Annotated in this window: 23 protein-coding genes; 7 read left to right on the top strand and 16 right to left on the bottom strand. The window is 55.8% G+C overall.

Annotation, left to right across the window (positions count from 1 at the left end; translation table 11 throughout):
• Nucleotides 1-47 precede the first annotated feature (47 nt).
• Nucleotides 48-1,049, bottom strand: coding sequence for a catabolite control protein A (gene ccpA / locus FC75_RS06680; protein ID WP_056989463.1), 1,002 nt, complete (start codon nt 1,047-1,049; stop codon nt 48-50).
• Nucleotides 1,050-1,236: 187 nt separating this feature from the next.
• Here ccpA and FC75_RS06675 point away from each other — a divergent pair, with 187 nt between their 5' ends.
• A complete protein-coding gene (locus tag FC75_RS06675; protein ID WP_056989462.1) occupies nt 1,237-2,340 on the top strand; it encodes a M24 family metallopeptidase in 1,104 nt (367 codons plus the stop codon).
• A 344-nt stretch (nt 2,341-2,684) separates the two neighbouring features.
• Nucleotides 2,685-2,837: a hypothetical protein gene (locus tag FC75_RS12660; RefSeq protein ID WP_156314429.1), complete on the top strand. Its 153-nt coding sequence runs from the start codon at nt 2,685-2,687 to the stop codon at nt 2,835-2,837.
• Between the two features lie 105 nt (nt 2,838-2,942).
• On the opposite strand, the gene FC75_RS06670 is transcribed toward FC75_RS12660, so the two are convergent.
• A complete protein-coding gene (locus tag FC75_RS06670) occupies nt 2,943-3,476 on the bottom strand; it encodes a YtxH domain-containing protein (RefSeq protein WP_056989461.1) in 534 nt (177 codons plus the stop codon).
• 11 nt (nt 3,477-3,487) lie between these two features.
• Nucleotides 3,488-3,925: a DUF948 domain-containing protein gene (locus tag FC75_RS06665; protein WP_054665154.1), complete on the bottom strand. Its 438-nt coding sequence runs from the start codon at nt 3,923-3,925 to the stop codon at nt 3,488-3,490.
• Nucleotides 3,926-4,096: 171 nt separating this feature from the next.
• Between FC75_RS06665 and FC75_RS06660 the strand changes: the two genes are divergently transcribed.
• The 3 genes from FC75_RS06660 (at nt 4,097) to FC75_RS06650 (ending at nt 6,522) form a co-directional block, all read left to right on the top strand.
• Nucleotides 4,097-4,972 carry a mechanosensitive ion channel family protein gene (locus tag FC75_RS06660; RefSeq protein WP_225350836.1) on the top strand — a complete coding sequence of 292 codons (876 nt, stop codon included), beginning with the start codon at nt 4,097-4,099 and terminating at the stop codon, nt 4,970-4,972.
• 18 nt (nt 4,973-4,990) lie between these two features.
• Nucleotides 4,991-5,884, top strand: a complete 894-nt coding sequence (locus FC75_RS06655) for a DUF368 domain-containing protein (RefSeq protein ID WP_054665157.1) — start codon at nt 4,991-4,993, stop codon at nt 5,882-5,884.
• Nucleotides 5,885-6,024: 140 nt separating this feature from the next.
• Nucleotides 6,025-6,522: a GNAT family N-acetyltransferase gene (locus FC75_RS06650; RefSeq protein ID WP_056989460.1), complete on the top strand. Its 498-nt coding sequence runs from the start codon at nt 6,025-6,027 to the stop codon at nt 6,520-6,522.
• A 38-nt stretch (nt 6,523-6,560) separates the two neighbouring features.
• Here the strand turns inward: FC75_RS06650 and cbpB are convergent, their stop codons facing one another.
• The 4 genes from cbpB to FC75_RS06630 all read right to left on the bottom strand — a co-directional run bounded on the left by cbpB (nt 6,561) and on the right by FC75_RS06630 (nt 10,193).
• The gene (cbpB, locus tag FC75_RS06645; RefSeq protein ID WP_054665160.1) at nt 6,561-7,046 is read right to left on the bottom strand and encodes a cyclic-di-AMP-binding protein CbpB; all 486 of its coding nucleotides are present in this window, start codon (nt 7,044-7,046) and stop codon (nt 6,561-6,563) included.
• A 150-nt stretch (nt 7,047-7,196) separates the two neighbouring features.
• Entirely contained in the window at nt 7,197-7,895 is a 699-nt protein-coding gene (locus FC75_RS06640) for a LutC/YkgG family protein (protein ID WP_056989459.1), read from the bottom strand.
• On the bottom strand, nt 7,888-9,363 hold the full coding sequence (locus tag FC75_RS06635) for a LutB/LldF family L-lactate oxidation iron-sulfur protein (RefSeq protein ID WP_056989458.1): 1,476 nt from the start codon (nt 9,361-9,363) through the stop codon (nt 7,888-7,890). Before FC75_RS06635 ends, FC75_RS06640 begins: the two co-directional genes overlap by 8 nt.
• Complete coding sequence (locus FC75_RS06630; RefSeq protein WP_056989457.1) at nt 9,360-10,193, bottom strand: (Fe-S)-binding protein; 834 nt, start codon at nt 10,191-10,193, stop codon at nt 9,360-9,362. Before FC75_RS06630 ends, FC75_RS06635 begins: the two co-directional genes overlap by 4 nt.
• Before the next feature lie 354 nt (nt 10,194-10,547).
• On the opposite strand from FC75_RS06630, the gene FC75_RS06625 reads away from it, so the two are divergent.
• Nucleotides 10,548-11,285 (top strand): MIP/aquaporin family protein, encoded by a 738-nt coding sequence (locus FC75_RS06625; protein ID WP_054665163.1) that lies wholly within the window; start codon nt 10,548-10,550, stop codon nt 11,283-11,285.
• Nucleotides 11,286-11,378: 93 nt separating this feature from the next.
• Here the strand turns inward: FC75_RS06625 and FC75_RS06620 are convergent, their stop codons facing one another.
• Both FC75_RS06620 and racE read right to left on the bottom strand, forming a co-directional pair.
• Nucleotides 11,379-11,894 (bottom strand): metallophosphoesterase, encoded by a 516-nt coding sequence (locus tag FC75_RS06620; RefSeq protein WP_054665166.1) that lies wholly within the window; start codon nt 11,892-11,894, stop codon nt 11,379-11,381.
• A gap of 4 nt (nt 11,895-11,898) precedes the next feature.
• Nucleotides 11,899-13,332: a glutamate racemase gene (racE, locus tag FC75_RS06615; protein WP_056989456.1), complete on the bottom strand. Its 1,434-nt coding sequence runs from the start codon at nt 13,330-13,332 to the stop codon at nt 11,899-11,901.
• Nucleotides 13,333-13,483: 151 nt separating this feature from the next.
• Here racE and FC75_RS06610 point away from each other — a divergent pair, with 151 nt between their 5' ends.
• Entirely contained in the window at nt 13,484-13,951 is a 468-nt protein-coding gene (locus FC75_RS06610) for a DUF2507 domain-containing protein (RefSeq protein ID WP_054665171.1), read from the top strand.
• A 69-nt stretch (nt 13,952-14,020) separates the two neighbouring features.
• On the opposite strand, the gene trxA is transcribed toward FC75_RS06610, so the two are convergent.
• The 7 genes from trxA to FC75_RS06575 form a co-directional block, all read right to left on the bottom strand.
• Nucleotides 14,021-14,341 carry a thioredoxin gene (trxA, locus tag FC75_RS06605; protein WP_054665174.1) on the bottom strand — a complete coding sequence of 107 codons (321 nt, stop codon included), beginning with the start codon at nt 14,339-14,341 and terminating at the stop codon, nt 14,021-14,023.
• 109 nt (nt 14,342-14,450) lie between these two features.
• Entirely contained in the window at nt 14,451-16,811 is a 2,361-nt protein-coding gene (locus FC75_RS06600) for an endonuclease MutS2 (protein WP_056989455.1), read from the bottom strand.
• Between the two features lie 52 nt (nt 16,812-16,863).
• The gene (locus FC75_RS06595) at nt 16,864-17,394 is read right to left on the bottom strand and encodes a CvpA family protein (RefSeq protein ID WP_054663075.1); all 531 of its coding nucleotides are present in this window, start codon (nt 17,392-17,394) and stop codon (nt 16,864-16,866) included.
• Entirely contained in the window at nt 17,387-17,632 is a 246-nt protein-coding gene (locus tag FC75_RS06590; RefSeq protein WP_054663072.1) for a cell division protein ZapA, read from the bottom strand. Before FC75_RS06590 ends, FC75_RS06595 begins: the two co-directional genes overlap by 8 nt.
• 56 nt (nt 17,633-17,688) lie before the next feature.
• The gene (locus tag FC75_RS06585; RefSeq protein WP_054663069.1) at nt 17,689-18,009 is read right to left on the bottom strand and encodes a DUF1292 domain-containing protein; all 321 of its coding nucleotides are present in this window, start codon (nt 18,007-18,009) and stop codon (nt 17,689-17,691) included.
• 13 nt (nt 18,010-18,022) lie between these two features.
• Nucleotides 18,023-18,445: a Holliday junction resolvase RuvX gene (gene ruvX, locus FC75_RS06580; protein WP_054663066.1), complete on the bottom strand. Its 423-nt coding sequence runs from the start codon at nt 18,443-18,445 to the stop codon at nt 18,023-18,025.
• Complete coding sequence (locus FC75_RS06575; protein WP_054663081.1) at nt 18,445-18,705, bottom strand: IreB family regulatory phosphoprotein; 261 nt, start codon at nt 18,703-18,705, stop codon at nt 18,445-18,447. The genes ruvX and FC75_RS06575 overlap by 1 nt, the downstream gene beginning before the upstream one ends.
• Nucleotide 18,706: the final 1 nt, after the last annotated feature.

Raw genomic sequence — 18,706 nt, 5'->3', positions numbered from 1 at the left:
CAGCCAGAAAATTCTGGCTGCGGGGTGCTTTGAAGTTGAACGCGTGATTAGCGCGTCGACTTGCGGGTCGTGATATCAAAGCCTAGGCGAATCGTCTTTTCGTCAATATCTTCCTTGTTCATCATCTTGGTGAGCAGGCGCATCGCCACGGCACCAATGTCGTACAGCGGCTGATCGATCGAGGTCAACTGCGGCCGCGCCATTTCCGTCAGCTTCGTGTTGTTAGAAGTGATGAGCTGGAAATCAGCCGGAACCTTGACGCCAGCATCAAGGGCACCATCCAGCACCCCGACAGCCACTTCATCGTCACCGACAACGGCCGCGTTCGCACCGGCCTTTTGCAACTGATTGAACAGGGAAAGACCGGCGTGATAGCTGGTCTCAGTTTCAAAGACAAAACTTTCGTCGTAGGCCAGACCAGCCTTTTCCAAAGCCTGCTTGTAACCTTTCAGCCGGTACTGCCCATTAATCGGCTGGTTCAGGGGTCCGGTGACCAGTGCGACCTGCTTGGAGCCGGCGTTGATCAGTTGAGTCGTGGCAGCTTCCACTGCGGCCACGTAGTCAATGTTGACCGAGCCCACCTGCTCGTCTGGGTCCACTGAACCCGCCAAGACGATGGGCGTCTTGCTGCGGGAGAATTCCTGACGAATGTTGTCAGAGATATCGTTGCCCATGTAGATCAGCCCATCGACCTGCTTGGCCAGCAAGGTGTTGAGGACCTGGACCTCTTTTTGGGAATTCTCATCCGAGTTAGCCAGGATGATGTTGTACTTATACATGGTGGCCACATCGTCGATCCCCCGCGCCAGGCTGGAGAAGAACATATTAGTGACATCCGGGATGATGACCCCGACCGTGGTCGTCTTTTTTGAAGCTAACCCGCGGGCAACCGCGTTTGGCCGATAGTCCAACTTGTCGATGACTTCCAGGACCTTTTTCCGGGTCGCCGGCTTCACATTCGGGTTCCCGTTGACGACCCGTGATACAGTCGCCATACTGACACCGGCCTCGCGGGCAACGTCATAAATCGTGATTGTTTGTTTTTCCATTTCGATTCTCTCCTCACACAGGCGTTTGGCCTGCGTTAATTTCCAACCTACTGTAGCAAAAGTAAATCAACAATGCAAGCGTTTTACTGAATTTTTCACGGTAATTTTCATGAGGTCTTTTCAGAAAGCTGACAGACCGCGCCTATGATATACTAACTAGGCCAAAATACCTTTAGGAGGTCTCACCATGAACGAACATCTGACCCAACTTCAGCACTGGGTGCAAGCCGAGAATCTCGATGTTGCCTACATCAGTAACTTCACCAATATCAACTACTTCACCGGTTTCTTCTCCGATCCCGAGGAGCGCGTCACCGGTCTGTTTGTCTTTCCTGACCAGGAGCCGCTACTGTTCGTCCCGGCCCTTTCCATCGAGGCCGTCAAGAAAACGGGCTGGCCTTACGCCGTCGCCGGCTACTTGGACCAAGAAGACCCGTTTGCGCTGATCGCCGATGAGATCAAAAAGCGCAGCCCGCAGCCACTTCAATGGGGGATTGAAAAGGATGACCTCGCTGTATTCAAGTTTGAGGCGATCATGCGCGAGTTCCCTCAGGCCGCGTTTCCCGCCGATGCCAGCCGCTTCATTGAGGGCCTGCAGTTGATCAAGACGCCGGCGGAGATCGCCCAGATGGCAGAAGCCGGCCGCCAAGCAGACCGCGCGTTTACCGCCGGCTTCAACGCGCTGAAGACCGGCATCACCGAACAAGGCGTGGTGGCTGAGATTGAATACGCCATGATGAAGGAGGGCGTCATGCACATGTCCTTCGACACAATCGTGCAGGCAGGCGTGGACGCGGCCGACCCGCACGGCGGCCCGGAGCAAGTTGCCATCAAGCCCGGTGAGCTTGTGCTGTTTGACCTCGGTACCGACAATCATGGCTACATGAGTGACGCCACCCGCACCGTCGCGTTTGGCCAAGGCGTCTCCGAACAAGCCAAGGAGCTGCACAAGGTTTGCCTCGAGGCCCAGCTCGCGGCGCAGTCCGCAGTCCGGCCAGGCATGCGGGCAGCAGCGCTCGATAAGATTGCCCGTGACATCATTGACAAGGCAGGCTATGGTGAGTACTTCAACCACCGCCTTGGCCACGGCATCGGCATGTCAACGCACGAGTATCCGTCCATCATGGCTGGCAACCAGATGGAGCTGAAGCCTGGCATGTGCTTTTCCATTGAGCCCGGCATCTATGTGCCAGGCGTGGCCGGGGTCCGCATTGAAGACTGCGTGCACGTCACCGAAACCGGTTGCGAGCCATTCACCCACACGCCAAAGGAATTCACCGTCATCGACTAATTCAACGCTCGGCGCAAACGCCGAGCGTTTTGTTTCCCACCAAACAATAGTGAAATCACAAAAATGTTATTGAAAGCGCGACTGGTTGTGAAAATACCGCGGAATTTAAGCATCAAATAAACGATGAGGCAAAAATGAGATTCTAAGCACAGCGCATTTACCGTTGCTTAGCGGAGGCTTGTGAAGCCTTTAGAAAGGCCACTGCGAAGGCCTTCGTGCATTCTGAATTAAACCCTTGTGTTCATTTTGTAAACACATGAAAACTAATGTATTTATTATTTGCACATTTCGACCTAGCACGTTATGGTTATGATGAAAAATAAGGAACGAGGAGGAAAGAGATTATGCCTGTATCTGATATCGAACGTGCGCTGAGCCCACAAATGGGTCTGCCGAATGACCTGATGTTGAAGCTGATGCACCAGCACATCGAGCAAGTTGCAGAACATGCGCGTGTGCGCAAGGAAGCTAAAGATTCCAAGAAAGCTTCAAAGTAATTCTATATAACGAGCACCTGTGGGCAGCGGCCTGCAGGTGCTTTTTATACGGACGCAAAAAGCCGCCCAGGTTGCCTGGGCGGCTTGCGTTAACGCACTGATCGGTTAGGCTTGCGGCTGGTCGTCCTCGGTTGGCAGCGACGGATCCTCGTCGTTGGCCGCGGCTGCATCAGCAGCACTGGCTGCTGCCAGATCCGCATCGGCATCCGCGTCATTGGCGTCTTCAACGCCGTCGTCGTCCGCCTTCTCTGCTTCATCCTTGGCCTGGGCAAAAGCGCTCTTGCCGTCCAGCACAATGTCGTCAAAGGCATCCGAGTTCGCGGTTTCCGGCGCATCGGTCAGTTGATCTTTCAAGGCTTGCGTGGCGTCGTCGTAACTGGCAACGTCACCGTCATCCGCCTTTGCAGCAGCTTTCTCCTTTAAGTCAGAAACCACGCCCTGAGCAGATTCGCGCCATTCCGCCGTGGCGTCCTTGGCGTAGTCATAGTAGTCCGCCGCCCGGTCAGCCAAGTCATCCTTGGTCTTAGTAAACTTTTCCTTCAGCTCATCGCTGTTTTGTGGTGTCAACAGGTACGTTGCAACCAGGGAGCTGGCTGCGCCTAAAACAAAACCTAAAAAGAAATGACTCTTTTTTGCCATAGAAATGCCTCCTAATGTGATTTACTTTCTGTGTCTTTGTTCTTTGTAAAAAGGTTCATTGCCTTTTGACCAACTTTGGCCGCCACGGTCACCTTAGCGCCGCTTTTGGCCCCGCTGGTGACTTTTTCGGCCAAGTTACGCGTCGAGGTGTTCAAGTCAGACACGCTTTCACCCAACTCACCAATGGCCGTGAACACGGGATCGATGGCTGCGACCTTGCCATTGACATCGTTCAACAGCACATTGGACTTGGTCAAAAGTGCCTCGATTTCGTTCGTCAATGGCTTGATCTCACCGTTGACGGTATCCAGTGTGTGGTTCACTTCCGTAACCGTCTGCTTGATCTCTTTGGTCACCCCGGACAGGCGAATCGCGATGATGGCAACCGCCAAGGCGATGATCAAAAAGGCGACCGCGGCAATCACGCCGGCAACTTCTGCTCCTGACATGCAACACCCTCCTTTAACATACAAAAGCTCTGCATGCGTATACAATTAGAATATCATCATTAGTAAGGCGCGGCAAACGTTTCGCTAAGTTTCTGTGCGAGTACACCCCCTGGCCCTAGGCGTGGCCCACCGCGATTTGGTACACTAGAAGGAACACAAGGAGCGAATAACGTGAAGCATTTATTTTTGACCACCACCATGACCACCCAGCCAAGCGCCTGGGTGCGCTACTTTCAGCGGATCGACTGGAGTCAGATCCTAGACAAAGTCCTCGGGACCACGCTAGAAATCATCTTGTTCAGCGTCTTGTTCCTGTTAGTCAACAGCATCGGCAAACGCCTGATCAACCGCGGCTTTAAATCCTACACAAGCCGCCCTGGTATTTCCAGCACGCGGGCCAAGACCATGCACACCTTGAGTATCAACGTGTTGGGCTACACCGTCTTCTTCTTCTACCTGTACGCAGTCCTCAGCGTGCTGGGGGTCCCGGTGGGCAGCCTACTGGCCGGCGCTGGAATTGTTGGCATCGCGTTGGGCCTGGGTGCGCAGGGATTCGTGGCAGACGTGGTGACCGGCTTTTTCATTTTGCTTGAGGGCCAGATCGACGTCGGTGATGCGGTCCGCCTCGGCGAGGTCACCGGCACCGTGACGGCAGTCGGGCTGCGCACCACGATCGTTAAAAGCTACGATGGCACGGTCAACTACATTCCCAATCGCAATATCACCATTGTCTCGAACCTCTCGCGCAGCAACATGCAGGCGCTGGTCAGCCTGCCGATGCGTGCCGATGCGGATCTAAACACCGTGCGCGAGGTGATCGACCAAGTGAACGACACGCTGGTGCCGAAGGTGAAAGCCATTCGGCAAGGACCGGAGATCTTGGGCCTGACTGCAAGCGCCAATGGTACCTTCTCGTACCAGGTCAAGTTCTTGACCCAAAACGGGGAGCAGTTGGCCGTCCAACGGCAGTTTCTCGCCGCCTACATCGAAGCGCTGCACAAGGCGGGTATCGATCTGCCCAGCGCGCCCTTAACGCTCACCAAATAAATTCTTGGAGGACTGCCCTTGATCAACGTCATCAAAGGTGCCTTGATCGGCATCGCGCTTGTGATCCCCGGCCTTTCCGGCAGTATTTTCGCCGTCGTTGTGGGCCTATACGACCACTTGCTCACGGCCATCAACCATTTTCGTGAGGCCCCCAGGCAACACACCAAACTGCTGGTGCCGGTCACCCTCGGGGCAGTGGTAGGCGTACTGCTTTCGACCCGAGCCGTGCTGCTGGTCACCACGGCCTGGCCGCTAGCCAGTTACGGCTTTTTCATCGGCCTAGTGCTCGGCATTGGCCCCTTCGTTTGGCGAAAAGTGCGGCAAGTGCCCTTTCGCGCCGGGTACCTGCTCCTGCCAGTCCTAGGCTTTGCACTGATTTACGGACTAGCGCAGCTTGGCGGCACAGAGCCGGAAAACTTGATTGCCTTGACTCACCTCAGCGGGCCCAAGGATGCATTGACCATGGCCTTCGCTGGTGTCTTTGCCGTCGCCTTAATGGCCATTCCCGGCATTTCCGGATCGATCATGCTGATGGTGATCGACCAGTACGGTACCGTGTACAACGCCGTTGCCGCGCTGGGGCCGGCGCTCCAGGCGCTGCTCGCGGGCAATTGGGAGGGGCTGTGGAAGCACTTGAACACGGCAATGCTGCTCGTGCCATTCATAGTTGGTGCGATCGTCGGCCTTCTCATCATCGCCAAAATCATGGAGGCCTTGTTGCGTCGCTATGAGGCGCAGGTGTACTACGCGGTGATCGGCATTGTGCTGGCTGCTGTCCTCATCTTGATTGAGACCGAACTGCAGCCTTACTGGCCGGCAAGCGGCCAACTTGGCGCCGGTGTCCTCGTGTTAGCCAGCGCAGCAGTCGGCATTCTGGCAACCTTATTTCTGGACCGGCCCGCGGCCAAATAAACGGCGTATTGCATCAGCCCCTGGCTAACCCGCTTGTCACGAACTCTTCGCTTACTTGCGGAGAGCTTTTTTGGATGGACGTCTTTTCTTTTACCCGCTGCTTTCCTATAATCGAGCCAAGACGGAAGGTGGTGTCGGTATTGACGTTAAATTTTGAATTGGCGACCCTGCAGGATCTGCCTCGCGTGGTCGCTATCTATAATCAAAGCATCCCCGGCCGGTTGGCGACCGCCGACTTAGAGCCGGTCAGTGTGGCCTCGCGTCAGGCATGGTTTGCCGCGTTTGACCCCAGTCGGCGCCCACTGTGGTTGATGAAGGAAAACGGGAACGACGTGGGCTGGGTTGGTTTGGAAGACTTTTACGGCCGGCCAGCTTACAGTCACACCGCCGAAATCAGTATCTATATTGACCAACACCACCACCATGAACACTTTGGCCAACAGGCGCTGACTTATGTGTTTGCCCAGCTGCCAAGACTCGAGCTGCAGGCGCTGGTCGCGTTCGTATTTGCCCACAACCAGCCCAGTTTGGGCCTGTTTGCAAAAAATGGCTTTGCCGAGTGGGGACTGCTGCCAGGCGTCGCCGAACTGGACGGCCAGCGGCGCAGCCTAGCGATTCTCGGTCGCCGTTTCGACTAAAAGAATCGACCCTGAAAGGGCCGATTCTTTTAGTTATTTTAATGATGTGTCGCCGCTGGTTCTTTAGCCGTAATGGCGTATTGCTTGTCGATGTTATGGCCGATGTAGTTGATCCCTTTCATGACTTCACGCCGGGTCACAATCCCGGTGAACGTCCCATCATCTTGCACCACTGGCAGGAAGGCACTGTCCACCAGCGCGTGAAGGACTTCTTCAATGTTGTACGGATCATCGATGGTCGTGACGCCAGTTTCCATCACGTCGCGCACGCAGAACTCATCCAGAGGCTTGGCCGTGATCTCGTCCAGGCCAAGCATTTTGTCCGTGATCATCGGCAGCGATAAAAGCCCCTTGAAGTGGTCATCGTTGTCCAGCACCGGGATCTTGGCGTAGCGCACCTTGGTGAGCACGAGGAACGCATGGCGCAATGAATTGTCCTCGTTCACACTCGCAATCATGTCCCCAGGAATCAGGAAGTGGCTGCGGTTTTGGGTCATCATGTGGTCGATCACTTGATTGATCAAATAGAATCGCTCCTTTTCAGTACGGCTCTATTCTACCGGAATCACGTGATGAAAGCACTCCCATGATCTGACCTTTGCGGCTTTTTAATCTGTGTGAAGAAATTAATAACAGGCCGGCAGACAATTCAATTGTCCATCCGACCTGTTGTTTTACCGGTCGGTCACGACTAGGTAGGTCATGTCCAACGGCCCGTGCACCCCGACAATCAGCACCATCTCAATATCCCCCGAGTTAGACGGGCCGGTAATAAAATTGATGTTGGAAGTCTGAAGGCGCCCCGCCTTGATTTCGCCATCGTACCAGTCGGCGGCTTGGCGCGAGCGGGCGACGATGCGACTGGCCGGAATGATGGCCAGGTAATGCGTCGGCAGAAAATGAAACGCACGCCCCTGCCCCGGCGTCGTTGCCGCAGTGATTGTCCCGGATTCCGCCAGCAGAAAGTCGGCAAACCCAATCGCCGCGTCCGCATCTGCGGCCGCCTTCAAGTTCGCCTCCCGGCCCGCCCCTGGAGTCCAATAGGTCGGGACCGGCTGAACCTGCTGGCGCCAGTCCTCCAGGCCAAAGCGCTGGTAAGCGTCACTGGTCGGCAGCAGCAAGGTCTTCGCCGCCTTAGCCTGAATAAACGCATCAAGGGCAGCCGGCAGCCCCGCCGTATTCGTGGTCTGGTACCTCACGTGGACGGCCTCACTGTTTTGTTTGGCCAGCGCCGCCAGTTCCGCAGGGGTTTTGTCCGCCAGCGTGGTCTCAGGCAAATCATTCACTGGCACCAGCGGGTGATCTTGAAGCTGGTGCCGCGGCCTACCCGACTTGGCTGCGAGCCCATCCAAGAATGCTTCACGCTCAGTCATCTTGCTTTGCCTCCTGCTCCTTGTGGTGCTGCTTGAACCAGCTCCGGAAGTTCTCACTGTGCTTGGGCATCTCCGGCAGATCTCGCACATCGGTCCAGCCCTTGGCCATGGACGGTGCTTTTCTGATGATGCCTTCCGGGTACTCGTTTTCGACTGTGATTGGGGCGTGCTTCGTCAGCGGGGCCATGGCCACGTGATCGGCCGTCAGGGCCATGCGAAACATCGCCGGTGTCGAGGTCGCGACCCCAATGCCCTTCATGATCACATTGTTGAACGACTTGTCCGTGTGCAGCTTGTTCATCATCACTTCCCGGTGCTTGATCAGCAGCTCATGAAGCGGAATGCGAACCGGACAAGTTTCGGTGCAGGCCCCGCACAGGCTCGAGGCAAACGGCAAATCGCCGAACTGTTCGTAACCGCGCAGGACTGGCGACAACACCGCCCCTATTGGGCCTGGGTAAATCGAGCCGTAGCCGTGACCGCCGATGTGGCGATAAACGGGGCAAACATTCAGGCAGGCGCCGCAGCGAATGCATTGCAGAACGGGCTCAAACGGGGTCCCCAGCGCGTTGCTGCGGCCGTTGTCCACAATCACTACGTAGAAGTCCTCAGGCCCATCGCTTTCGCCGCTGACCTGGCGCGTAGAGAAACTGCAGTACGAGGTCAACTTCTGGCCGACCGCCGAACGCGCCAGCATATTGTCCAGTACCTCGGCCTCCTTAAGGCTTGGCACCAGGCGCTCCATCCCCATCACGACCACCTGGGTCTTCGGAATCGCCATGACCAAATCCGCATTGCCTTCATTGGTGACCAGGTTGATCAGCCCGGAATCCGCTACGCCGAAGTTGCATCCGGTAATGCCCATGTCGGCCTTCAGAAACGAGGCACGCAGATACTTGCGGGCAAAGCGGGCGAGGTGCTGCGGATCATTATCGCCGGTGTAGCCGAGCTTTTGAAAAATGGTCCGGATCTGATTGCGATTCTTGTGCAGGGTTGGGAAAACGATGTGAGTCGGTTCGTCCCAGTCGTCCTCCTGCAAAATAAACTCCGCCAGATCAGTTTCCAGCAGGGACAGGCCTGGAATCTTCAGCAGCTCCTTATCCAAATCGATTTCGGTGGTCACCATCGACTTGGACTTAACGACGTGGTGCACCTGCTTTTCTTCCGCCAAACGTTTGATGAAGTCACTGGCCTCTTTGTCGGTTTTGGCGAAAAAGACGTGGCCGCCGCGCTTTTCGATGTTATCTGCAAACTCCTCGAGGTAATCCGGCAGATAACGGATCACATGCTGGCGGATCTGCTCGCCCAGATCTCGCCACTGCTCCCAGTGGCCAAGCTCGTTGCGCGCAGCCGTGCGCTTATCCCACTGAGCGTCTTGAGCCTTGGCCACCGCCTTTTGCATAAATTTGTCCTGTTCGGATTCTTTAAGACGGGTCAAGAACGGCTCGTCTGAGGTTTTGATGGTCATGCACCCACCTCCTTCTTCACATCACTTTGGGTGTAACCCTGGTTGTAGCCACCAGCGTATAGCTCATCTCGGTCTTCCGCCGGCGCGTACTTGATCCGGCTTGGATCGACGTTGTGATTGAGAACTTCGGCGATGTGCATGATCTTGATCTTTTCGCCGCGCCGGTTAAACCGGCCGGCGATGTTCATCAAACACGCTGGGTCGGCAGAAATTAGAACGCTGGCACCGGTCGAGATCACATCGTCGACTTTCTCGTCGACCATCTGCTTGGAGATCTCAGGCTCCTTGACGGAAAACAAGCCGCCAAAGCCGCAGCAATTCTCAAGGTGCGGCAGCGGTACCATCTTCAGATTCTTCACGTGATCGAGCAGCACAGATGGACTGGTGCGTTCACCCAACAATCGCGTCATGTGGCACGAGCGATGATAGGTCGCCGTGGCAGCCAACTCAGCGCCGGCATCGAGCACACCCAAGACCCGGTAAAGGAACTGAGAAAACTCCCAGGTCTTGGCCGCGACCTGCTTTGCTTTTTCAGCGTACTCAGGGTCGTCCTTCAACTGGACTTGGAACTCCCGCAGCATATTGACGCATGAACCGGCCGGCCCCACGATGTAATCCGCATCAATGCTCAGCAGGGCATCAATCTGGTTCTTGAAAACCGGCTGAGTCTCCTTGACGTAGCCGGAGTTAAACGTCGGCTGCCCGCAGCAGATCTGTTTGACTGGCATTGCGGTGTCACAGCCGAACCGTTCCAACACCTCCACCATGGCCTTGCCGACATTGGGGAAAAACAGGTCGACGATACAGGTGGAAAAAATCACAACTTTCATTGCTCACCCCTCCAAAGCGCTGTCCCCACACAGCAGTCCTAATTAGATTGATTCCAATGTCAGTATACTCCCTATCAGGTGATTTAGGGGCAAAGAGTCGCGCAACATCGTTATTTTTCTGGATCCAAGAAAATTCGTGAAAGCATTTTCAAAAAATGCCGTTTTTCTTTCATTTTGCTGTGTTAGTCCAGGTTGTGTTTGTGAAATTGGTCTCAGACAGTTTTGCTTTGTGCGTTATTTCATTAGTTGAAACCGCTTGCATTATTCACAAACCTTGTTTACTATTTTCTTATCGCTTGATAAACTAGACAGCATGTCACTGCAATTTTCAGAAAATTCAATGGAGGCAGTAAAATGACTTACGATCTTTGGACCCGACTCTTCGCAGAGTTCATGGGTACCGCCATTATGGTTGCACTGGGCAATGGCTCAGTCGCCAATGTGGACTTAAAAGGGACCAAGGGCAACGGTTCCGACTGGATGCTGATTGCTGTGGGGTATGGCGCCGGCGTCATGATCCCGGCGATGATGATTGGCGGGATCTCAGGCAACCATATCAACCCGGCGTTCACGATTGGCCTAGCCGTTGCGGGCATGTTTCCGTGGGCGGAAGTCGTCCCTTACCTGCTCGCCCAGTTTGCCGGCGCCATGTTCGGCCAGCTTTGGGTGGTGGCGGCGTACAAGCCGCACTACGACCTGACGACTGATCCCCGGCACATTTTGGGAACGTTCTCGACCATCAACGCCACCTCGAGCAAGCTCAACGGCTTCGTCAATGAATTTATTGGGTCGTTCATTCTTTTCTTCGGTGCGCTCGGCATCACCAAGGCGCCATTTTTCCAGAATAACCTCGGCACCGCGCACATGGCCCTGGGCTTTCTGGTCGGGACCCTGGTCGCTTCGTTTGGCGGCCCCACCGGACCGGCGCTGAACCCCGCGCGTGACCTCAGCCCTCGCATCCTGCACGCGCTGCTGCCACTGAAGCACAAAGGCTCATCAGACTGGGGCTACGCCTGGGTGCCTGTGGTTGCCCCCATCCTCGCCGCCATTTGCGCGGTACTGTTGTACAAGAGCGTCTTTCTGCGCGGCTAAATGGGAGCGGTCTTAATCCAATCGACACGCCACCCAAAAGCGCCTGTTGCCGGTGAAATTCACTGGCAACAGGCGCTTTTCATTGACTGGAATCTAACGACCGAACCGGCGGGTGAGCTCTGGCGCCGGCTGACCATTTCGCAGGTAATACGTCACGGTGAACTGCGCATCAGTCGCCTCAATCACAGCGTAGGTGCCGCCAAGCGATGCAAATTCGCCGCGCGGCTGACTAATGCTGCCAGGGTTCAGCACTAGAATGCCTTGATGCATTTCCACGCCCAACTGGTGCGTGTGACCAAAAATTGCCACTTGCGCCTTCGCCTTTGCGGCCGCCTCAATCAGCAGCTTCAGGGTGAAGCCAACACTGAACCGGTGGCCATGGGTCAGAAAAATGGTGAGCCCCGCAACATCAAGCGTGCGCGTCATTGGGAAGCCCTGGTCAAAATCCATGTTGCCGCGCACGGCCTGGTAATGATTGAAAATCGGGTCGTCGGCCGCAAACTCGGAATCACCAGCGTAAAGGTAAGCATCGGCCTCTGGTTGCTGCGTCAAAATGTCCTCGAGGATCTGATGATCCCCATGCGTATCACTCACTGCGACCAGTTTCACGTTCTTAGTCCTCCTTGTACCAGTCTCGCCACTTGGCCTCAAGCGCGCGCATCGCGTTGCCGCGGTGGCTGATTTGGTTTTTTTCGCTTTGGCTCAATTCTGCCATGGTTTTACCCAGCTTTGGCAGGTAGAAGTACGGGTCGTAGCCGAAGCCGTTATCACCGCGCGGGACGCCGGTGATGCGGCCCTGGACACTGCCATCGACCACCAAGTCTTCGGCCGGTCGGTTAGGTTTAGCAAACACCAGCGTCGTGTGAAACGTTGCCGTCCGTTTCTCAGCCGGAATGTCGGCTAAGTTGGCGATCAGCTTGGCGTTATTGGCCGCGTCATTGTGCCCTGAACCGGCGTAGCGTGCGGAAAAGACCCCAGGAGCGCCATCCAGCGCGTCAACCATCAGACCCGAATCGTCCGCCACCACTGGCAGCTCTAAGGCCTTCGCGTAGCCGTCAGCCTTGAGCCGCGCGTTTTCTTCAAACGTTTTGCCGGTTTCAGGCACTGTGGCCACGGCCGGAAAATCAGCCAAACTTTTGACCGTCAGACCGTCCGCCTCAAACATCGCGGCCAGCTCCTTGACCTTGCCCTGGTTTTTAGACGCAATCACCACCGTTTTGAGCGCTGCCGGCTGCACATCAGTCGGTTCCTGATCAATGACGACCCGGCTCGCCGCCACTTTCAGCTTTAGCCAGTTACCGGCGATCAGGTTGAACATTTTAGCGTTACCTGTGGTGTAGAACTGATTCGTCGCCGGCTGACTGCCATCCGCGGCCAAGCCGAAGTAGTCAAGCAGCATCGACACCTCGCTGACCGTTTCGGCGCCGGAATCGATCAACGTCACGTCATCGCCCATCACGTTCTGAATCAGCGGCCGCAGCAACGGATAGTGCGTGCAGCCCATCACCAGCGTGTCAATGCCCTGGTGCAGCAGCGGCCTGAGGGTCTCCGCCACCACGCGCTTAGCCACCGGCGAAGTCATTTCGTTTGATTCCACCAGCGGCACAAATTTAGGCGCGGCCAGCTCGGTCACTGTGACCTGAGCGGCCTTGCCGTGAATCGTATCGGCATAGGCGTGGCTGCGCACTGTACCTTCCGTACCGATGACCCCGATGTGATTGGTTTTCGTTGCCTTGATCGCGGCGCGGGAACCAGGCACGATCACCCCGACGACCGGGATATCCAGCTTGGCCCGCACATCGGGCAGCGCCGCCGCAGTGGCGGTGTTGCACGCGATCACTAGCATCTTGATGTGCTTTTGCAGTAGAAAATTGACCATTTGCCAGGTGAATTCACGCACCTGGGCGGCCGGTCGCGGACCATACGGTAGCCGGGCCTGATCGCCGAGGAACACGACACTTTCGTTGGGCAACTGGCGCAAGGCTTCCCTGACCACGGTCAAGCCGCCAACGCCGGAATCGATGAACCCAATAGGTTGGTTGTTCATTATTTGCCTCCGTCTGAAAAGTTCTGAACCTTTATTGTGCGGCTATCCGATAAAAATTTCAAGACGGTGCCGTCTACGCTGTTTTTCCCTGAAAAATTTCGCTATACTGAAAAGGAATGCGGCGCCTAGGCGCTGCCTGAGGAGGGTGCTCATGGCCAAAGGAACATACAAAGATCTACTGTCGATGCAGGCAGACGGGCCATTATTCGGCCAGCTAATGCTGCGTGACCTGTTGCTGCCGGACCTGCTTGGCCAGGAAACTGCCAACATTGCCTACTGGGCCGGGCGCGATTTGGCGCGTAAACTGCCTGTGACGGAAGAGGATCTGACTAAACTGTTCGCTCAGGTGGGATTCGGGACGTTGACGCCGACAACGGCTAAGAAACAGGAACGTCATTACCTGCTGACTGGCACCGTCGTGGAAACGCGCATCGCCAACTTTGACCATCCCGACTTCCGCCTCGAGGCTGGCTTTCTCGCCCAAAGTCTGCAGCAGATCCTCGGCATTGTGGTGGAAGCGAACCCGAGCGTCGATGCCCACAAACGCCAGGTCGACTTGACGGTGGCCCTTGACCCCAAGTCCGAGCAACCGGTCTCGCCAACATCGCTGCAGTTATGAGCCCTAATAGACGCTAAACTAAAAAGTCTAGGCAAGCGCACATCGCGTCTGCCTAGACTTTTTTGGCGGTTAAGCCGGGGTCTTCGTGTACTTATCCAAGACGTTGTTGAGCTGGTCCTTGGTCTGATAACCAACCAGCTTCTCAACGACCTCGCCGTCCTTCTTCACGATCAAGGTCGGGATGGCCATGATGCCAAAAGCACCTGGGGTCTCAGGGTTTTGGTCAACGTCCATCTTGGTGAACTTAACGTCTGAACGATCCTTTTCCAGCGACTCGATCACTGGGCTCTGCATCTTGCAAGGGCCACACCAAGTTGCCCAGAAGTCGGTCAAGGTGACGCCGGTGTCGGTTTCCTGCTTAAAATCCTGATCACTTACTACTTTAACCATAACGATTCCTCCTCGTCTAATTCAAACTACGCTATCGCCTGTCCTCTTACTATTCGTAACCATTGTAGCATGACCGTCAAGCGGATTCAACTAAATTGCCTGCAATTAACTACTTAAACTGCACAATGGTCGCGCCGGAGCCGCCCGCATTCTGCGGAGCAAAGCCGAACTTCTTCACCTGGGAATTGCGACGCAGGTACTCAGTCACCCCGTTGCGAATTGCCCCGGTTCCAAGCCCGTGAATGATGGTGACCTGAGGATACCCAGCCAACAGCGCCGAATCGATATAACGGTCCAGCCGCGCCATGGCGTCCTCGTAGCGCACGCCGCGCAAATCCAGCGTGGTATCAGGGCCACTGGCCGCCCCGCCCTTGACAATGGCCACACGCCGTTTGGGTTCTTGTTCCGTGGGCTCTGCGACCTTTTCCAGATCCGAGGTTTTAATTTTCATCCTCAAGATCCCCAGTTGCACGTTCCAGTGCGTCTTGTCTACTTGGTCTAGCAAATCACCGGTTTGATCATAAGACAGCACCCGGACACGGTCGCCAGGGTGCAGCGCCAACTTTTTCTTTTCACGGCGCAGCACCTTGTTCTTAGGCTGCGGCTGATCCTGATGCAACTGCTTCAAGCCAGTTTTGGCGGCGATCAGCTGATTTTCCTTCACACTGCCGCTGCCAGCTTTTTGCATCTGACGCAAATCACGGATGATCTTGTCGGCTTTCTTCTGGGCCTTTTCCACCATCACGTTGGCCTGGTCACGCGCCTTGGCCAGCTGAGCTTCGCGCTCTTTTTCAAAGGCGGTGTAAGCAGCCTGTAAATCAGCAAGCAGTTTCTGGGCCGCATCCGTGTCTGCCCGAGCCGCTTTGTACTCCGTTTCGGCGGCCTTGCGCTGACTTTCCAAATCTGCGATCATGTTGTTCAAGTCGTGACTGTCATCTGCGATCAGCGACTTGGCGCGGTCAACAATCGCATCGTCCAGCCCAAGGCGCCGAGAAATATCAAACGCATTTGACCGCCCCGGCACGCCGATCAGCAACCGATACGTGGGCTGCAAAGTCGCGGCATCAAACTCCATCGAGGCATTGATCGTGCCCGGGGTGTTGTACCCGTAAAGTTTCAGCTCCGGATAATGGGTCGTTGCAACCACGTCGGCGCCAATCGTGCCGACCTCGTCCAAAATGGCGATCGCCAGCGCCGCGCCTTCCTGCGGATCGGTCCCAGCCCCCAGCTCATCGAACAGGACCAGTGCCTGATCGTCCAGGTGGTCAAGAATGTCAACAATGTTGGCCATGTGACCGGAAAAGGTGCTGAGGCTTTGCTCAATGCTTTGCTCATCGCCGATGTCGGCGAAAACGTCCGAGAACACACCGATGGTACTTTCCTCGGCTGCCGGAATGAACAGGCCCGCCTGGCCCATCAGCTGCAAGAGCCCCAAAGTCTTCAGCGTGATGGTTTTCCCACCGGTGTTCGGGCCGGTGACCACAATGGCCTGATAGTCCTTGCCGATCACGATGTCGTTAGGCACGACCTTATGTGGGTCCAGCAGCGGGTGGCGCGCCTGGAGGATGTCGACCTCATTTTTTGGCGACACGAGGGGCTCGGTCGCCTTGATTTCCCGGGCATAGCGGGCCTTGGCATTGATGAAGTCGAAATGGCCCAGCACCGCCGCATTACGGGCGATTTGCTTACTGTATGGCGCAACCGTTGCGGAGAGCTCCGCCAGCACGCGCGCAATTTCCTGCTGCTCCTCGATTTGCGCCTCGCGCAACCGGTTGTTCATCTCCACGATGGCTTGGGGCTCGATGAACAACGTCGCACCAGAAGCACTTTGATCATGCACAACGCCGGCGACTTGACCGCGTGAATCGGACCGCACCGGCAGAACAAAACGGTCATCGCGCAAGGTAATGATCGGATCGGATAGGTACTTTGCCATGTTGCCGTGGATATAAGAATCCATCCGACTGCGAATGTTGGCCTCCAGCTGCCGAATCTGATTGCGAACGGTCCGCAACGTCTCGCTGGCCTCATCGGTCAGGTTGCCTTCTTCGTCCACTGCTGTATACAGGCGCCGTTCCAGTTCAGGCAGGACCGTCAACTGCTGCTGAAGCGTGTACACGCGCCGCAGTTCAATTTTGTCAGTGAGGTCAGTTAAAAAATCATCCACCGCGCTGACGCTGCGCAAGACCCGTGTGAGCTGCGCCAGCTCCTTGCCGTTCAGCGTGGCACCGATGTCAACGCGCTTCAGTGCCGGCCCGACATCGCTCAGCTCAGGCAGCGGCATGCCACCTTTAAGGCGTAGAATCGACGCCCCGTCCGCGGTTTCGTCCAGGGCCTCTTGCACCTTTGCGCGGTCGGCCGTCGGGGTCAGCGCGAGGGCCCGCGCGTGGCCAGCCGCCGTCACGACATCCTTGGCCAAAGCCGCTTTGATCTGGTCAAACCCAAGGGTGCTCAAAATTTTTTTATTCATGCTTAGACTCCTTAAAAATGCGAAAAACCAGCACGCAATGATGTGCTGGTCGTTAAAGCCAAAGTGCCGTGACCCAGTTTGTCAGACCCAGCGAGTACCGGACAATCGTGCGGGCCAGAAACGAGTTTGCCAACATGTTCTGGAGACCGGCCAAAGGAATGAGCGCCACCACATAAAGGACCAAGAAAAGGAACACGTAGCCCATCACCAGGTTCAGTAAGCCGCCGGTGATGAAACTGGCACGGTCCGCCTTGCGGTACTTCAGGTCGTGGACCCACAGCGCGCCAAACCGCGTCAGCAGCCACCCGACTGCCAGCACCAGCAGAAACGCGATGCCGCGGTAAAAGGCATCATCCAGTGTCAGCCCGACCCGGTTCGAGAAGAAAACAAAGTGGCTGGACTGAGTGGCCGAAGGGTACGGGACCCAAAGCGAAAGCAGCTTGGCGACCGGCTGGTAAAGCAGCGCCGCCAGGCCCAGGCTCACTAAGTAACCGCCGACGTGAACTAACTGAAGCCACAGCCCCCGTTCAGCGCCTGCGTAAAAGAAATACGCCAGAAAGACGATGATCGCAAAGCTAAGCATCCGGCTCCTCCGTCTTTTGCTGGGCGGCCGCCTGATCCACCTGGTCGGAAAGCGCATTGAACGCCAACAGCACCGCTGCGTCTTCCTTCGTTAACTTGGGCGAGGCCTCACGCAGTGCCGCCAGGCGCTGATTCAACAGCGTAGTGACCGCCTCAAAGTGGGCAGTCGTCCCCGGCCCAATGATCGTGTATTCTTTTCCGTCAATCACAGCTTTGAACCGCCGCTTGCGTTCAGCCATTACTGGTCCCCTTCCGTAAAAAAACCGCGCCCCATCACTGCGGCGCGGTGCATTGGTTATTCGCCGTCCTCATCCTCATCGGCCAAGAAGGTATTGAGCACCTCTTCGACCATGTCCCATTCGTCGTCGTCTTCGATGGGGTAAAGATTCCCCGAGCTGGCGTCGCCGTTTTCGTCTGGGGTGAAGGAAAAGGCTTGAATATCAACCTCTTCATCGTCGCTGGCGCTTTCTGGATACAACAACACGTAACTCTTGCCGTAATCCTCTGAATCGAAAGTGAAAAGCACCTGATATAATTCTTCGTTGCCTTTATCGTCGATCAGCGTGATCTGCTGCTGGTCGTCGCCTTCGTGCACATGGTTATTCTTGTCTGCCATGATGGCCTCCTTGTTAGCGGCTGTGAAGATCTAGGTAATTCTGCAAAATCAGCTGTGCCGCCAGTTTGTCGATGACTTGTTTTTGTCGTTTACGTGAGGCATCCGCCTCTTCAATGAGCATCCGACTCGCTTCGACGGTCGTCAGCCGCTCGTCGGTGTACGCGACCGGCAACTTGAACCGGTCGGCCAGCATCTGCCCGTACGCCTTCGATTTCTCGACGCGCGGACCTTCGGTGTTGTTCATGTTCTTGGGCAGGCCCACAACAAAGTTGGTCACCTCGTACTGGGTGACCAACTCCGCAACGCGGGCGAGGCCAAATTCTTCCTTGTCCTCGTTGATGCGAATGATTTCAAGTCCCTGAGCCGTCCACCCCAAAGGATCAGAAATCGCGACGCCCACCGTGCGTGACCCCACATCCAGTCCCATGTAGCGCACTACTTTTTCTCCTTGCCGAGGTAGTTGCGAACAAGCTCCTCAATGATCACGTCGCGTTCGTATTTGCGAATCAAGTTCCGCGAGTCGTTGTACCGCGGAATGTAGGCCGGATCTCCTGAGATCAGGTAGCCGACAATCTGGTTGATCGGGTTGTACCCCTTCTCCTCCAGCGACTTGCTGACCGTCTCCAGCGTCTCATGAATGTTTTTCGGATTATTCTCCGGAAAATCAAAATGAACGGTTTGATCTAATGTGCCCATT

The sequence above is a fragment of the Lacticaseibacillus camelliae DSM 22697 = JCM 13995 genome (genome assembly GCF_001436615.1).
GTDB classification, from domain to species: Bacteria; Bacillota; Bacilli; order Lactobacillales; family Lactobacillaceae; genus Lacticaseibacillus; species Lacticaseibacillus camelliae.
Note: the sequence above shows the minus strand (reverse complement) of the source record. Positions and strands in the feature narration are given on the sequence as shown.